This window comes from Gluconobacter kanchanaburiensis NBRC 103587, from assembly GCF_007988905.1.
GTDB lineage: Bacteria > Pseudomonadota > Alphaproteobacteria > Acetobacterales > Acetobacteraceae > Gluconobacter > Gluconobacter kanchanaburiensis.
Genome location: NZ_BJVA01000001.1, coordinates 59,824 through 73,937 on the forward strand (window position 1 = coordinate 59,824; position 14,114 = coordinate 73,937).

The 14,114-nt window shown below is 61.3% G+C and carries 11 protein-coding genes, 1 tRNA gene and 1 riboswitch; of the genes, 7 read left to right on the plus strand and 5 right to left on the minus strand.

Annotated features, from left to right (window positions below):
• Positions 1 to 44: 44 nt before the first annotated feature.
• From GKA01_RS00300 to GKA01_RS13950, 6 genes are all read left to right on the plus strand, one after another.
• Entirely contained in the window at positions 45 to 3,305 is a 3,261-nt protein-coding gene (locus GKA01_RS00300; RefSeq protein WP_146858089.1) for a DUF3971 domain-containing protein, read from the plus strand.
• Between the two features lie 125 nt (positions 3,306 to 3,430).
• Entirely contained in the window at positions 3,431 to 4,855 is a 1,425-nt protein-coding gene (locus GKA01_RS00305; protein ID WP_146858581.1) for a replication-associated recombination protein A, read from the plus strand.
• Positions 4,852 to 5,856, plus strand: a complete 1,005-nt coding sequence (locus GKA01_RS00310; RefSeq protein ID WP_146858091.1) for an RluA family pseudouridine synthase — start codon at positions 4,852 to 4,854, stop codon at positions 5,854 to 5,856. The genes GKA01_RS00305 and GKA01_RS00310 overlap by 4 nt, the downstream gene beginning before the upstream one ends.
• Complete coding sequence (locus GKA01_RS00315; RefSeq protein ID WP_146858093.1) at positions 5,853 to 8,366, plus strand: AsmA family protein; 2,514 nt, start codon at positions 5,853 to 5,855, stop codon at positions 8,364 to 8,366. Before GKA01_RS00310 ends, GKA01_RS00315 begins: the two co-directional genes overlap by 4 nt.
• Complete coding sequence (locus GKA01_RS00320) at positions 8,363 to 9,058, plus strand: ATP12 family protein (protein WP_146858095.1); 696 nt, start codon at positions 8,363 to 8,365, stop codon at positions 9,056 to 9,058. Before GKA01_RS00315 ends, GKA01_RS00320 begins: the two co-directional genes overlap by 4 nt.
• Positions 9,059 to 9,211: 153 nt before the next feature.
• Positions 9,212 to 9,346, plus strand: coding sequence for a hypothetical protein (locus GKA01_RS13950; protein ID WP_264789350.1), 135 nt, complete (start codon positions 9,212 to 9,214; stop codon positions 9,344 to 9,346).
• Positions 9,347 to 9,424: 78 nt separating this feature from the next.
• On the opposite strand, the gene GKA01_RS00325 is transcribed toward GKA01_RS13950, so the two are convergent.
• From GKA01_RS00325 to metZ, 3 genes are read right to left on the minus strand one after another with little or no spacing between them, the layout of a single operon-like run.
• Positions 9,425 to 10,591 (minus strand): bifunctional 2-C-methyl-D-erythritol 4-phosphate cytidylyltransferase/2-C-methyl-D-erythritol 2,4-cyclodiphosphate synthase, encoded by a 1,167-nt coding sequence (locus GKA01_RS00325; protein WP_146858097.1) that lies wholly within the window; start codon positions 10,589 to 10,591, stop codon positions 9,425 to 9,427.
• Positions 10,592 to 10,645: 54 nt separating this feature from the next.
• Positions 10,646 to 11,119 (minus strand): Co2+/Mg2+ efflux protein ApaG, encoded by a 474-nt coding sequence (gene apaG / locus GKA01_RS00330; RefSeq protein ID WP_146858099.1) that lies wholly within the window; start codon positions 11,117 to 11,119, stop codon positions 10,646 to 10,648.
• 41 nt (positions 11,120 to 11,160) lie between these two features.
• Complete coding sequence (gene metZ, locus GKA01_RS00335; protein ID WP_146858101.1) at positions 11,161 to 12,354, minus strand: O-succinylhomoserine sulfhydrylase; 1,194 nt, start codon at positions 12,352 to 12,354, stop codon at positions 11,161 to 11,163.
• 71 nt (positions 12,355 to 12,425) lie between these two features.
• A riboswitch (SAM riboswitch) is annotated at positions 12,426 to 12,505 on the minus strand.
• Between the two features lie 108 nt (positions 12,506 to 12,613).
• Between metZ and GKA01_RS00340 the strand changes: the two genes are divergently transcribed.
• Positions 12,614 to 12,687 (plus strand) — tRNA-Gly (locus tag GKA01_RS00340).
• Between the two features lie 20 nt (positions 12,688 to 12,707).
• Here GKA01_RS00340 and GKA01_RS00345 read toward each other — a convergent pair.
• On the minus strand, positions 12,708 to 13,247 hold the full coding sequence (locus tag GKA01_RS00345; RefSeq protein WP_194265781.1) for a hypothetical protein: 540 nt from the start codon (positions 13,245 to 13,247) through the stop codon (positions 12,708 to 12,710).
• 52 nt (positions 13,248 to 13,299) lie between these two features.
• Positions 13,300 to 14,049, minus strand: a complete 750-nt coding sequence (locus tag GKA01_RS00350) for a 2OG-Fe dioxygenase family protein (RefSeq protein ID WP_146858106.1) — start codon at positions 14,047 to 14,049, stop codon at positions 13,300 to 13,302.
• Positions 14,050 to 14,114 lie beyond the last annotated feature (65 nt).

Consider the following 14,114-nt stretch of genomic DNA (forward strand, 5'->3'; position numbering starts at 1 on the left):
ACCTTCCAGAGGGAGACAGGCCGGAAACGCGCCGATGACCGTCTATGGCCGTCCCCGACTTCCAGCATCCGTCCCGCAGGCGCTTTCAGCCGTTCACGCCCGGCCCGCACATGCCGCGCCATCTGCATGTTGCGCGGTGGGTCGCGCTCGTATGCGTGACCCCGCTTGCGCTTGTCGCAGCGACGGGAAGCGTCTTTCTGTGGCAGCTCGCCCACGGCCCGGTGGACATCACGCGCGTCTCACGGCTGGTGGAACCGGTGGCCATCGCTGCGGGCAAGCGGCCCGGGCATCCCGCCGGGCGGCTGGACTGGGACATGCTCCGTATCCAGTGGCAGCCCGCCGCGGGAGGCGTCCCTGCCGGGCTGGTCCTGATGGCAAAGGGATTGAAAGTCACCCGCTTCGACAACCGGATTGCCGAACGCGCTGATGAGGCTGATGCGGTTCTCTCCCTGAGCGCCCTGTTCAAAGGCGTGCTCGCGCCGCGGACCCTGCGTCTGAAAAACGCGTCCATCGCCCTGCGACGTCTTCCTGACGGCGACGTGGATCTGGACCTCCCCGAGCAGAAAAAAAGCGGTCGCGGTGTGCCAACCCGACTGGACAGACTCCGCTCCGTCGATGTCCATAACGTTTCCATAACACTCGCGGGTTTGCCTCAGGACCGTGTTGCGAGGCTTGGCCCCGTAGAATTGCATGCGCGCCGGATCCCCGTGAGGCCGCACGGGCGGGATTATGTCTGGATCGGTACGGGACGGACCCGTGTCGCGATCGAAGGTTTTCAGACCACACTGTCTGTGGAGGCGCGGCAGGTTGGAAGCTCCGGCGAACTGCATGTCCGTACCACGCCGTTCCAGCCCTCGGACTTGGGCATGTTCAATCCCATTGCTGCTGACTGGCATGTTCCAGTAGCGCTCGACCTGCGGGCGCTGTTTGTGCCCTACGGTATGAATGACCGTCCGTCCGATGCGGTGTTGGACGTATTACTGGGCGAAGGCAGGGTCTTTCAGAAAACTGCTGATCCGGTCCATTTGAAGGCTGGTCGGGTCATGGTGCATCTGCGGATGGATCATGCGGGCCTGACAGGCGCGGCGACTGTCGCGGTGCCGACCGCGACACTGGATGTTGCCGATCCTGACGGGGTCGTGACGCATGTTCATGCCTCGGCGACATTGAAGCTGGATGATCTTCTGAAACCACGGGTTATGGACGGTGATGCGGAGGCGGGACTTGATGCCATCCGGTTTGCAACCCTTGGGTCCATCTGGCCCGCCGCCATCATCAAGGGTGGTCGCCGCTGGATTGCTAAGAACATTACGGACGGGACGGGACGGGACCTGAACGTGAAGGCCCATCTGCACAGTGATCACGGTCCGGAACGCATCCTGCCGGTTGCGGTGCAGGGACAACTGATCGGTCACGGACTGACGGTCCACTGGCTGCGGCCTGTTCCGCCGGCGACCGGGCTTGACGCGTCCCTGCATTTTGATGGCCCCGAGACATTGGTCATCAATCTGGCCAAAGGGATACAGTCTACGGGAGTGACGGAGAATGTGCTGCTTCCGGAAGGAGAAATCCGGATCGGCAACCTCTACGCCAAGGATCAGACGGGCGATATTTCCACGCATCTGACAGGATCTCTGACGGGGTTCATGTCAGCCCTCTCCCATCCCAGGCTGCATCTGTTGTCGCGTCATCCACTGCCCTTCACGCAGCCTTCAGGTCAGGTGGATGCGCATGTGCGGCTCACACTGCCTCTGGTCGCACATATTCCGGACGGGTCGCTGCATGTCTGGACGCAGGCGGCGTTTTCGGGCGTGCATCTGGGCAATGTCCTGATGGGACAGCCTGTGGACGACGCGGCAGGAAAAATGTCCGCGACCGAGGAGGGCCTGGATCTCATCGGAGATGGGCGGCTTGCAGGGATTCCTACTCATGTCGTGCTGCATGAGAATTTTCAGGGTGGTGCGCCATCGCGCGTGTTGCAGACGATTGATGCCCGGTCGGTTCTGGATCCGCAGTCTGCCGCGAAAGCCCGGATCGCACCGGCGGGACTGTTTGATGGACATGCTATCCTGAATGCGCATTTCGTGCAGCAGGCCAACGAGGCCTCCGATCTGAAGTTGTCTCTGGACATGACCCAGGCGGCGTTGAGTGTTCCGATCTGGGCCAAGCCGTTGGGCGAACCTGCGACGGCCATGGCGCATATCGGGTTTCAGAAAGGCCGGATGGCGGTTCTGGACGGGTTGCAGGCGCATGGGGCGGATCTTTCCGTTGCGGGGCGTGGTGTGACGCAGGGCGGGAAGCTGACCGGGATCGTGCTGGAAGGTTTCCGGATTGGCCGGACAGAGGGCGATGCGCGCATCGCGTTGCCGCAGGATACGGACCAGCCCATTGGCGTGACGGTCGATGCGGACCCTCTGGATCTGGCGCCGATGTTTGCGCCCCATCGACCGGTTTCTGACGTAGGAGCGCAGGGAAACACAGGTGGAAAAAGCCCTTCCATGGGCGATAGCTGGTCCATCTCCCTGAATGCGCCGCATGTCTATTATGGCCCGAAAGCGCAGGTGGGCGGCGTTGTTTCTCAGATCGAACTGAGAAATGGTCTCCTGACATCCGGGCGGTTCGCGCTTGATGCGCCGACGCGGGTGCGGGCAGTTCTGGCCGATACGGGGCGCGAACACCCGTTCGTGCTGGATATCGACAATCTGGGTACGCTGCTGAACGGACTGGGTTTGTATGATCGGATCCGTGGCGGTCAGACGCATCTGGATGGTGTTTTCACTCCGGATGAGACCGTGCGCAGGGTGCCGGAGGGGCGGAATGTGAAGTCGGCCGGCCTGTGGGGTGGGCTGCCGCCATTCCGGGGGCATGTGGAAATGGGCCCATCGCAGTTCCTGCGGCCGCCGTTGACGCTGACGGCGGTGTCGGACTTGTCACCGCTGCACTGGCTGACCAATCATCTGGACCGTTTTGAAATCACTCATCTGTCCACACGGCTCAGTCTGGCAGGGAACATGCTGCTGCTGCATGATGGGGTGATCGGCAATCAGGCGCTTGGTGCCACGATGGAAGGGCCGATAGACCTGAAAACGTCCGAGCTGAATCTTAACGGGACGATCGTGCCGCTGTTCGGGTTGAATGCGCTGCCCGGGAAGCTGCCTGTTCTGGGGCATCTGATGTCGCCCGAAAAGGGCGGTGGATTGCTCGCGGCGACGTTTGATCTGCATGGGACCGTGGAAAAACCGGATCTTACGGTCAATCCATTATCGATGCTGTTGCCGGGTGTCATGCGGCGCATCCTTCATTAAGGCTGCGGGCGAGGTCATGCTCAGATAACGGACAGGTAGGGATTACTCAGAGCCGCCTGCTTCCCCATATTCATGATAAAACTTTCTGAGAATGGGCCGGAGAACGGGAGACGCCAGTGAGCGACATGACAGATCTTTTTGGTGGCGCTCCTGTCGGCCGATCCCCGGGAACGCAGCCGACATCCGGGCAGTCGCAAGTCCGCGGGTCATCCGGCCCCCCGGATACCCTGCGACAGAACCGTCCGATCGAAGCGCCCCAGGTGGCGCGCAGGCCGCCATCTCGGACGCAGCCTCTGGCAGACCGTTTGCGGCCGAAAAGACTGGAAGACGTGCGGGGTCAAGATCATCTGCTCGGGCCTGAGGGGACTCTGACACGGATGCTGGCGCGGGGTACGCTATCCAGTCTGATCCTGTGGGGCGGTCCGGGATGTGGCAAGACGACGATTGCGCGGCTGCTCGCAGGACGGGCTGGGCTGTTTTATTCCCAGATTTCAGCCGTGTTTTCGGGTGTTGCGGATCTGCGTCGGGCGTTTGAGGAGGCCGATCAGAAACAGGCGGCGACGGGCAAGGGCACGCTGCTGTTCGTGGACGAAATCCATCGCTTCAATCGCGCGCAGCAGGACGGGTTTCTGCCTTATGTGGAGCGCGGGACAGTGGTTCTGGTGGGGGCGACCACCGAAAACCCGTCTTTTGCGCTGAATGCGGCGCTCCTCTCGCGGTGTCAGGTCCTGGTGCTGAATCGGCTGGATGATGCGAGCCTTGAGAGCCTGCTGGAACATGCGGAAGAGGAAGTTGGTCGTCCGTTGCCGCTTGATCCGGAGGCGCGGGCCAGTCTGCGCGCCATGGCGGATGGGGACGGGCGGTATCTGCTGAACATGGTCGAGCAGCTTGTGGCTCTTGATTCATCAAAAGTGCTGACGCCGCGCGATCTGGCGGCGATCCTGTCCCGCCGGGCCATCTTGTATGACCGGGACCGGGAAGAGCACTACAATCTCATATCCGCTCTGCACAAATCGCTGCGGGGCAGTGATCCGGATGCGGCTCTGTACTGGTTCGCGCGGATGCTGGAGGGCGGGGAGGATCCGCGTTACATCGCCCGGCGTTTGACGCGGTTTGCGGCCGAGGATGTGGGGCAGGCCGATCCGTCCGCGCTGCCGATGGCCGTGGCGGGGTGGCAGACCTATGAGCGGCTGGGCTCGCCGGAAGGAGAACTGGCGCTGGCGCAGGTCGTGGTGCATCTGGCGACCGCCCCGAAATCCAATGCGGTCTATACGGCCTATAAGGCGGCGCGTGCTCTGGCGCGCGATACCGGCAGTCTGATGCCGCCGTCCCATATCCTGAACGCGCCGACGGCGCTGATGAAAGACATTGGCTACGGCCAGGGCTACGAATACGACCACGATAGCGAGGACGCGTTTTCGGGCCAGAACTACTTTCCGGACGGGATGCCCAGAGCATCTCTTTATCATCCCACGGACCGCGGACATGAGGGGCGTATCAGAAAACTTCTGGACATGCGGGCCGCCAAGAGGGCATCCCGCGAACCATGACAGTTACCAACCGCATCGTGACCGAGGATGAGGCCGATATTCGCCTCGACCGCTGGTTCAGACGTCACTACCCCAATCTGACGCAGGGCGCGCTCCAGAAGCTGTGCCGTAAGGGACAGATCCGCGTGGAGGGAGGCCGTGTTCAGACCAATACGCGCCTGATCCCCGGACAGAGCGTTCGCATCCCGCCGCTACCGGATGTGGACAAGCCCGCGCCGCTGCCGCCACCGGACCCGATGCTGGAGCGTGAGATCCGCAAGATGGTAATTTACGAGGACGAGCATCTTCTGGTTCTCGACAAGCCGTCCGGTCTTGCGACGCAGGGCGGTCCGGGCATTACGAAGCACGTGGACATGATGCTTGACGGCCTCCGGCCTGAGGGCGGGGATCGGCCGCGTCTGGTGCATCGGATCGACCGGGATACGTCCGGCATTCTGCTGATTGCGCGAACGCCAGGTGTGGCGGCGAAACTCGCAGCCGCGTTTCGTGGGCGTGATGTGGAGAAGACGTACTGGGCCGTGGTCGTCGGACGTCCGTCGCCGGAATCCGGGATCATCGACCAGCCTCTGGCCAAAATTGGCGCTGGTGGCGCGGCGCTGGTGATTGCGGCATCGCGTGATGAAGAAGACGCGGCTTCGGCCAAGACGGATTATGCGACGCTTGATGCGGCCGGAAAAAAGCTGAGCTGGTTGAAGCTGTCTCCGCTGACGGGACGGACGCATCAGCTGCGTGTGCATACCGAATCCATCGGCACGCCGATCCTTGGCGATCCGCGCTACGGCGGAAAGGCCGCGCATCCAGAAGGGTTTATCGACCGGTTGCATCTTCATGCGCGCCAGCTGGATATTCCCCATCCCGCCGGTGGGCGTCTGATCGTGACGGCCCCTCTGCCGCCGCATATGCGCGAGACCTTCCGCACGCTGGGCTTCGTGCCGGGTGAGACGCCCGCGCCCAAGCGTATCCGGAGTGGAAACAGCAAAGGCCGGGGGCCTGCGAAATGAAGAAGCTTGCCGGCGCTTTGATCGCCATCATCGTTGTTCTTGTTGGAGCCAGCGTGGCGACGCATTTCCTGATCGATCAGGAGGCCCTGCGTGAGCGTGTGGCTCTGGCGCTGAAGCGCCAGACAGGACTGACGATGCAGGTGCGTCATTCGTCGGTACAGCTTCTGCCCTGGCCCGCCTTTGAAGCGTCCGACGTCGTATTGACCCGGGACGGCCAGACGCCGGTTCTGAAGGCTCATACGATCCATGCCGGGATCGCCGTTTTTGCGCTGTTGCACCGGGAGGTCCGGTTTCAGGATTTCGTGGTGGAGCGGGCGACGCTCAGTCTCGTCCGCGGGATGGATGGGCAGGCCAACTGGTCTGTCATCCCCGATCGCGGAAGCGAAGATGCCTCTCTGCCGGTACACGGGCGTAGCGGGCAGCGGATTCAGGCGCGCTGGGATCTGTCGCTGGATGGTCTGCATGTCGTGCAGTCGGCCATCGTCTGGAATGACCGCCTGACGCGGACAAGCGGTGCTTTCAATCTGGACACGCTGGATCTCGCAGGGTTGCGCAGTCCCAGCCCATGGATCAGCCTTCAGGGTCATCATGACGGAACGCCGTTCACGCTGAAGGGCCATATCGGCAGCCTGGCGCAGACTGGGGGGACGAAGCCCTGGGCTTTCAGTGTTGCGGCAACACTGGGGGACGGCGCGCGGCGTGACTGGCTCAATCTGGACGGGCGCGTGGGTAATCCGTCACAGATGCAGAACGTCGCCCTCACAGCGCAGGGCGAATGGCCGAATCTGCGGGACATACATCGGCTGTTCCCCCATGCCGGGTTGCCGGACGTGCCCTCTCTGGGCGGCGATATCGCGCTTCAGGGCAGTCCTGGGGTCCTGATGGGCCTGACAGGGGATGCGCTTAAAAACCGGCTGCTGAACAGCATGACGCCTATGCATGTGCATCTGCATGCGGGTCAGGTCACGCTCCGGCAGGGAATATTGCGGAACCTGCATGTTGATGCCGATTCCGTTGATGCACCTCTGACATTGGCTGCTGATATGCAGTGGCATGATACGATGTGGCATCTTCAGGCTGGGGCGGGTACGATGCGGCAGGCTCTTGCCGGATGGCGTGACGGACTGCACACGGCGGTTCCTCTGACAGCGGAACTGCGCAGCCAGACGACGCTTCTGTCGGGTGCGCCTGCCCTCAATGCGCAGGATGAAGCCCGTTTTGCGCTTTCTGGAACGGTCGGCCTTTCAGGGGCGCATCTTGTGGCCCAGGGAAGCGGCAGAACAGTGCATTTCCCGGGGGCGATTCTGCATGACGTTAGCCTAAAAGGGACGCTGGAAGGTCATGACGCGGGGACCATGACTCTGGACGGTCTTACCTTTGGCAGCCGGGAAGTGGCGCTTGATGGAGCCGTGACGCTGGTTCTGGATCATGATGCTCCGCCGATTGCGAGCGGGACGCTGCATGTTCCGTTCATGGATCTGGACGCGCTCAAGGGGCTATGGCTCCAGCCTTCGTCTACTGCCGCGCCCATTACCCCTGTGACGCCAGTTGCTCCTCATGTCGAGGCTTCGCAGTCCGGATCGTTGGCTGCGGAAAGAGCGCCGGAAAAAAATGTCGTGGGTGCCTCTGCGCCCGATGCGACGCCGCTCTGGGTCCGGCGGCTTCGCGGGCAGGATCTGAACCTGCATCTTTCGGCGGATCGTGTTGTTTACTCTGGCCGCGATTACACGGGGCTTGCGACGCATTTGACCCTTTCTGGGGGCCATCTACGTCTGGACCCGATTTCCGGACAGGCACAAGGTCTGCCGCTTTCGGGTATGGCGGAGCTGGATGCCAGTGTGCTTCCGGTGACCGGCACGGTGACTTTTCAGCCGCTGGTTCTGCCTGCCGGATTGCTGGAAAAACAGATTGGTATGCCAGTGCTGCTTCAGGGGCCGGTGCAGATTGTCGGGCAGCTCTCCGCCAAGGGAAACACATCCGCTGAACTGCGTCAGTCGCTGGATGGACATCTGGGCGTGTCCATTGTGGATGGACAGGTTCAGAGCAAACTTCTCGGGCAGCTTGCAGGTTCCGCGGCCAGCGTCGTTCTGGGTAAGGGAGACCGTTCGCTCCGCTGTCTGGGCCTGCACATGACAATTGCGGATGATGTCGCCCATGTTGATACGCTCGGGCTTCAGTCAGGGCGTTTCTCGACCTCCGGTCGCGGAACGGTCGGACTCGGGACGCAGGCTCTGGACCTCCGGCTTCTGCCTGTTGTCGATTTCGAGGGGGCAGGGGCGTCCACACCCGTTGTGGTGACGGGAACGCTGGCCGCGCCGAGCGTGGCACAGGATCGCGATGCTGGTGGCCGGTTCCATCTTACGATCGTGGGAGATGGCAATGCCGGTGATCCATGTACCACGCCTCTGGCCGCGGCACGCGAAGGACAAGCCGGTCCTGCCCCCGAGACGATCAAGGTTCATCATTCAAAGGCCGGGGATATTCTGCGGGCTCTGGGAGTGCTGCATTGAGCGGGCATAAGCGGTTCTGGAAAACGGTTGCTGTCGTTCGGGAAGGCGACCTGTTTGAACCACGTCTTGATAACCGGCCGATCCGTCTGCCGCAGGGGCGGGTACTCGCTGTCCAATCGCTTGCTCTGGCTGAAGCCATTGCGGGGGAGTGGGGCGGAATCGCAGAAAATGCCTCCTTCACACCGGATATGTTGCCATTGACCCGAATCGCCGGGACGATGATCGAACGGATCGCGCCTGATCCGCAAGCGGCGAGGGAGATGCTGCTCGGACTCGGGGTGGATGACGGTCTTTGTTATTGCGAAGACGGGACCGGACCGGTTGCGGCACAGGTTTTTGGCTGGCTTTTGGGTTACGGGATACACCCGAGTGTAACAGACGGGCTCATGCCGGTGGCGCAGCCGGAGGGATATCTGGGTGCTCTGGCGCAGTTGCTGGTAACTCGGGATGATCTGGAACTTGCGGTTCTGGGGGTTCTGGCTCAGGCGACTGGCAGCCTGCTTTTGGCGCTTGCCGTCGTTGGAGGGGCCGTCAGCCTCGTAGATGCCGTGCTATGGGCTAATAATGATGAAAAATCCCAGCTTGCAACGTGGGGACAGGATGAAGAACTCGTCCGGTCCATTGAAAATCGTGAGAAGGATATTCTGGATGCGGGCTTGTTCCTGGCCTTGGGGCGCAGGGTTTCAGTCTGAGAGGAAAATGCCCTGAATGGGGCATGATCTTGCCATATTCGGGGATCATTGAAGGCGCTGTCATGTGACAGAACGAGATTATTGGTGATTTGGTTCCGATAGGGATCAGACGCTATTTCACGGATCTGTCGAACACCGTCAGAGGCGATAAAGATGTCTGTATCCGTCGTTCGTAGACCCGTGCTGCGTCACATGGGTACCCGTATTGTAAAGACCTGCTCTATTGGGGCATGGCTCTTTCTCGCAGCCACGCCGCTGATTGTCGTGGTCTGCGCTATTCACGGCTGATTTTTTCGGTAATTCAGGCAATAAAAAAGCCCGGTCCCCGTGAAGGGAGCCGGGCTTTTTTCGTATTGAAACTGTGAGTCAGGCTTCCCCGTTATCCGGAAGCATAATGCTGACGGTCGCGGTGGCGGCGATGCCTTCTTCACGGCCCGTAAAGCCCAGACGCTCGGAGGTCGTGGCCTTGACCGAGATCCGGCTGACGCTGACCTTCAACAGATCGGCGAGGCGGTTGCGCATGGCTTCGGCGTGCGGGCCGATCTTCGGGCGTTCGCAGATCAGCGTGACGTCTGCGTTCACGAGGAAGCCGCCGCGCTCGCGGATGCGCTCGCCGGCATGGATCAGGAAGCGGGCCGAATCCATGTCCTTCCATTCGTTGTCGGAAGGCGGGAAGTGGCGGCCGATATCGCCCTCGGCCAGTGCGCCATAAATGGCATCGCACAGTGTGTGGATACCCACATCGGCGTCCGAATGTCCGGCGAGGCCCTTCGTATGGGGCACCTCGATGCCGCACAGGATCAGCTTGCGGCCTTCCTCGAAGGCATGGACGTCATAGCCCAGTCCGACGCGGGGCAGCAGGTTCCGGTCAATCACACCTTCAAGACGCATCAGGTCCTCCGCAACAGTCAGTTTGATATTGTCTTCCGACCCTTGAACGATCGCCACCGGATGGCCAGCCTGTTCGAGCAGGGCGGCGTCGTCGGTGCGGGCATCGCGCAGGGTGCGGTGAAGTTCGAGCAGGGTGCCGAAGCGGAAACCCTGTGGGGTCTGGGCGCGCCACAGTCCGTCACGCGGGACGGTATCAATGATGATGCCGTTGGCGGCTTTCTTGATCGTGTCGATGACGGCGACGGCCGGGATCACGCCCTCATAGGTTTTCAGGGCGTCGATGACGTTCTGCACGACCTCTGCCGGGACGCAGGGACGTGCGCCGTCATGGACCAGCACCAGATCGGGCGGCTCGGGGAGGGCAGCAAGGGCTTCGAGGCCGTTGCGTACGCTGTCATGGCGTTCTGCCCCGCCGCTTACGGGGGACAGGACGTTCAGTCCTGCGAGGCTATCGGCCAGCAGGGGATCGTCCCCGACCGGCAGGAGCACGTCCACATGCGGCAGGAGGGCTTCGGCGGCTCTACGGATGACGGGTTTGCCCCGCAGTATCCGGAACTGCTTGGAAGAAGTGTCCCCGTTCTGTGAGGACGCATCGAAGCGCCGGCCACGACCGGCAGCGAGAAGAAGGGCAGCGATACGCATGGGGGAGGAATGGTCCGGGATGGTCGCAACGTCAAGCGTGTGTGGGTGTTCCCGTCAGTGGACCAGTGTGCTGTCGTGGGGGCTGTCGAGGCTGAAGACCGGGATGCTGACGTCGAAACGATAGCCAGAGCGGGGTTCTAGCATGTGATAGGTGCCGCGCATGAAGCCGGTTGGCGTTGTGAGCATGGCGCCAGACGTGTAGTCGAACTGTTCGTTAGGCGCGATCACAGGCTGTTCGCCAACGACACCATCGCCGTGAACATGTTCCTTGCGTCCAAGCCCGTCCACGATTTCCCAGCTGCGCGAAAGAAGCTGGAAGGTGTCTTTCCGCTCATTCTCGATGCTGATGTGATAAGCCCAGGCGTATTGATGGTCTTCGGGGTGGGACTGGTCGTCCAGCCAGAAGGTCCGGACCGTGACCGTCACGTCGTCCGTAGTTTCGCTGAAGCGGGGGGCGCTTTCCATGGCTTCGGCGAGTGCCGTCTCGGGATCGGCATGAAGATGGGGGTGGGATGACTTGTCAGGCATGACGCCATTGTAAAGCCATCCCGGGGATTTGTCAGGAAAACTTATGCGAGGGCAGCGACGGCTGCCGCACCACGCTTGAGGTCATCGATCAGGTCTGCCGGATCTTCCAGACCGACGGAGAGGCGAATGGCGCCATCGGTGATGCCGAGACGGGCACGCTCCTCTTCGCTGACGCGCATATGGGTCGTCGTGGCGGGGTGGGTCGCGAGACTCCGGGCATCGCCGAGATTGTTTGAAATCGCGATGATCTTGAAGGCGTTCATGAAGGCGAATGCGCCCTCACGGCCCTTGTCCACCACGAATGCCACCATGGAGCCGCCATTGCTCATCTGGGCTTTGGCGAGTTCATGTTGCGGGTGGTCGGCGCGACCTGGATAGCGGACCTGAACGACACCGGGAAGTTCGGCCAGTGCATCGGCGACGGCGGCGGCATTGCGCGCCATGGCGTCCGTGCGGAGCTGAAGCGTTTCCAGACCCTTGAGGAGAACCCAGGCGTTGAATGGTGAGAGCGCATTGCCCGTATTGCGGGTGTAGGGCTGAAGCGTCTCGTTGATCCATGCGCTGGAACCGAGCACTACGCCGCCAAGGACGCGGCCCTGACCGTCGATATGTTTCGTACAGGAATAGACGATCACATCCGCGCCCAGCTTGAGCGGGGACTGTCCGAGCGGGGTTGCGAACACGTTGTCCACGATCAGCAGACCGCCTGCCTTGTGCGTCAGCTCGGCAACGCGGGCGATGTCGAGGACATCGAGCATCGGGTTGGACGGGCTTTCGATCAGTACGGCGGCGGTCGGCTTTGACAGTGCGCGCTCCCAGGCGTCGTAATCCGTTCCGTCCACCAATTCGGTCTCGATGCCATATCGGGGGAGGAGGTTGGTCACGATCCAGTAGCAGGAGCCGAAAATGGCACGGGAAGCCACGACGCGGTCTCCGGCCTTCACATGCGACAGGATGGCCGAGGAGACGGCGCCCATGCCGGTGGATGTGGCGACACAGGCTTCTGCACCCTCGAGGAGGGCCAGACGCTCCTGAAGCGTATCCACGGTTGGGTTGCCGAAGCGGGAATACTGGAAGTGCTGGACGTCGCCTGTGAAGGTTGCAGCGGCCTGTTCGGCGCTGTCATAGACGAAGCCGGAAGTCAGGAAGAGCGCTTCGGACGTTTCGCCGAACTCGGTGCGGTTCGGAGCTTCGTGTAGGAGACGGGTGGCTGTGCGCCAGTTTTTTGAAGACATGATATCCCTCCATAAGACGCCCTGTCGGTGTAGGGCGCATGTGGTGGGCCGTGGAAGTCCTGGAAATCGTTCGATAACGACGCAGGGCCTCTTTAGCGCAATTCTTTAACCTCGCCGCAAGCCGGCCGCTCAAATCACGAGGGTCAGTCACGCTGGAGCGTTTCTGACAACGGGACTATGGGCCGTATTTCGGTTTTGCGTCAACACCTTGAAGGCGGATTGCGGAGGGATCGCAGAGCGGTTATGATCGCAAGCGTAAGCGGGCGTAGTTCAATGGTAGAACGGCAGCTTCCCAAGCTGCATACGGGGGTTCGATTCCCCTCGCCCGCTCCAGACTTCCCGAAAAACAGTGGTTATTTAGGTGCCGGCGGTGCGCTGAGGGTGTCCTGATATTCCTTGCCGTTCCAGATCCAGCGGTCATTCGGACTGACCAGCAGATCATGCATGCCCTTGTGTCGGGTGGGGAGGACGGAAATATCGCCGTTGACGGAGTCCAGAACCGTATTCCAGGTATTATTGTGCTTTAGATAGACCGACGTCGTGCAGCCTGCGGAGCCGCACAGGCGGGCGGACTGAAGTTGAACGAACAGGGCTTCATCATTCTTCCCTGAAGACAGCGGGGCGGAGCCGACGAGTACGACCGGCTGATCGTGATGTTTGGCCGCGTCCTGAAGATCGTCTTCGTTCAGTTTGCGGGCGTCTTCATCCAGTTTTGTGCCCGGGTGGGCTGTAAGGATGACGGGGGCCGCACCGGTATTGGCTGACTGTGCGGCATGCCGCGTGTGATGACGCGTCTTGCCTGTGGCGGCATCGGCGTCAAAGAGCGCCGCCGGAAGCAGGATGGACAGGGCCAGAACCGCCACCGGGCGGGAGAGAAGCTGCTGGATCGACATAAGACCTGTCATAACACGAAATTGAAGAAGAATATCTGTGAAGCTTCGGGTGTCATTCGTGACGCAGGGTCACCACCAGCACGTCCCGGTAGGCAGGCTGTGTAGGATCGACGGGCTGGACAGCCGTGACGCCGTGATAGACGCGATGGTCGTCCACGATTGCGGCATCCAGTGGATTGGTCAGGGTGAAAGAACCTAGAGGGTTTTTTCGCATATCATGAATCGTGGTGACGCCCTGTTCCACGTTGTGGCGCGAGACCATCAGTACAAGCACCCAGTCCACACCATCCCGGTGCAGTCCTTCCGGCGTCGGGCGCCCTTCATTTCCGGTTCGGGCTTCAATGCGGAACTGGTGAACTTCCACGTGCCATGAGGGTGGCTTTTCCGTGGGCGGTGTCAGGGCATCTGCGATTGTGCTGATGGTGCGGATTGCAGCCGTCATGGCCGGATGGGAGGCGACCGAATCTGTTACTGCAGGAAACCAGCGTTCAACCCCGCCATTCAGAAGGTTGTAGTCCCGGCTTTGATAGTGAGGCTGATGCTTTTTGCGGGTGATAACATCGCCTGAGATGGCGAAGGTTGCATAGCGGCGGCGGCGATAGCGACCACCATCAGCCATATAGCGGTCAAGACCGAGATGACTCCAGCTTTCGGCAAAACCCTGCCAGTCGGACAGGCCTGCATGCTCCAGAAGAGGGCGGCTGACTTCAGCCCGGAGGAAGGAAAATCCCTTTTCCAGCAAGGTATCTTCGATACCGGTCAGAATCGTGTCGAAGGGCGGGGAGAGATCGGAAGGGCTCATGAGTTCTCGGTCCATGGGACGCATGGTCTGATAATGCTGCGTCCCACATTCCCCTTTTGAAAGAC

Excerpts from the sequence above, each read along its gene's own strand:
- GKA01_RS00300 (WP_146858089.1), top strand. The coding sequence starts at position 45 with ATGGCCGTCCCCGACTTCCAGCATCCGTCCCGCAGGCGCTTTCAGCCG.
- GKA01_RS00305 (WP_146858581.1), top strand. The coding sequence starts at position 3,431 with ATGACAGATCTTTTTGGTGGCGCTCCTGTCGGCCGATCCCCGGGAACG.
- GKA01_RS00310 (WP_146858091.1), top strand. The coding sequence starts at position 4,852 with ATGACAGTTACCAACCGCATCGTGACCGAGGATGAGGCCGATATTCGC.
- GKA01_RS00315 (WP_146858093.1), top strand. The coding sequence starts at position 5,853 with ATGAAGAAGCTTGCCGGCGCTTTGATCGCCATCATCGTTGTTCTTGTT.
- GKA01_RS13950 (WP_264789350.1), top strand. The coding sequence starts at position 9,212 with ATGTCTGTATCCGTCGTTCGTAGACCCGTGCTGCGTCACATGGGTACC.
- GKA01_RS00325 (WP_146858097.1), bottom strand. The coding sequence starts at position 10,591 with ATGCGTATCGCTGCCCTTCTTCTCGCTGCCGGTCGTGGCCGGCGCTTC.
- apaG (WP_146858099.1), bottom strand. The coding sequence starts at position 11,119 with ATGCCTGACAAGTCATCCCACCCCCATCTTCATGCCGATCCCGAGACG.
- metZ (WP_146858101.1), bottom strand. The coding sequence starts at position 12,354 with ATGTCTTCAAAAAACTGGCGCACAGCCACCCGTCTCCTACACGAAGCT.
- GKA01_RS00345 (WP_194265781.1), bottom strand. The coding sequence starts at position 13,247 with ATGTCGATCCAGCAGCTTCTCTCCCGCCCGGTGGCGGTTCTGGCCCTG.
- GKA01_RS00350 (WP_146858106.1), bottom strand. The coding sequence starts at position 14,049 with ATGAGCCCTTCCGATCTCTCCCCGCCCTTCGACACGATTCTGACCGGT.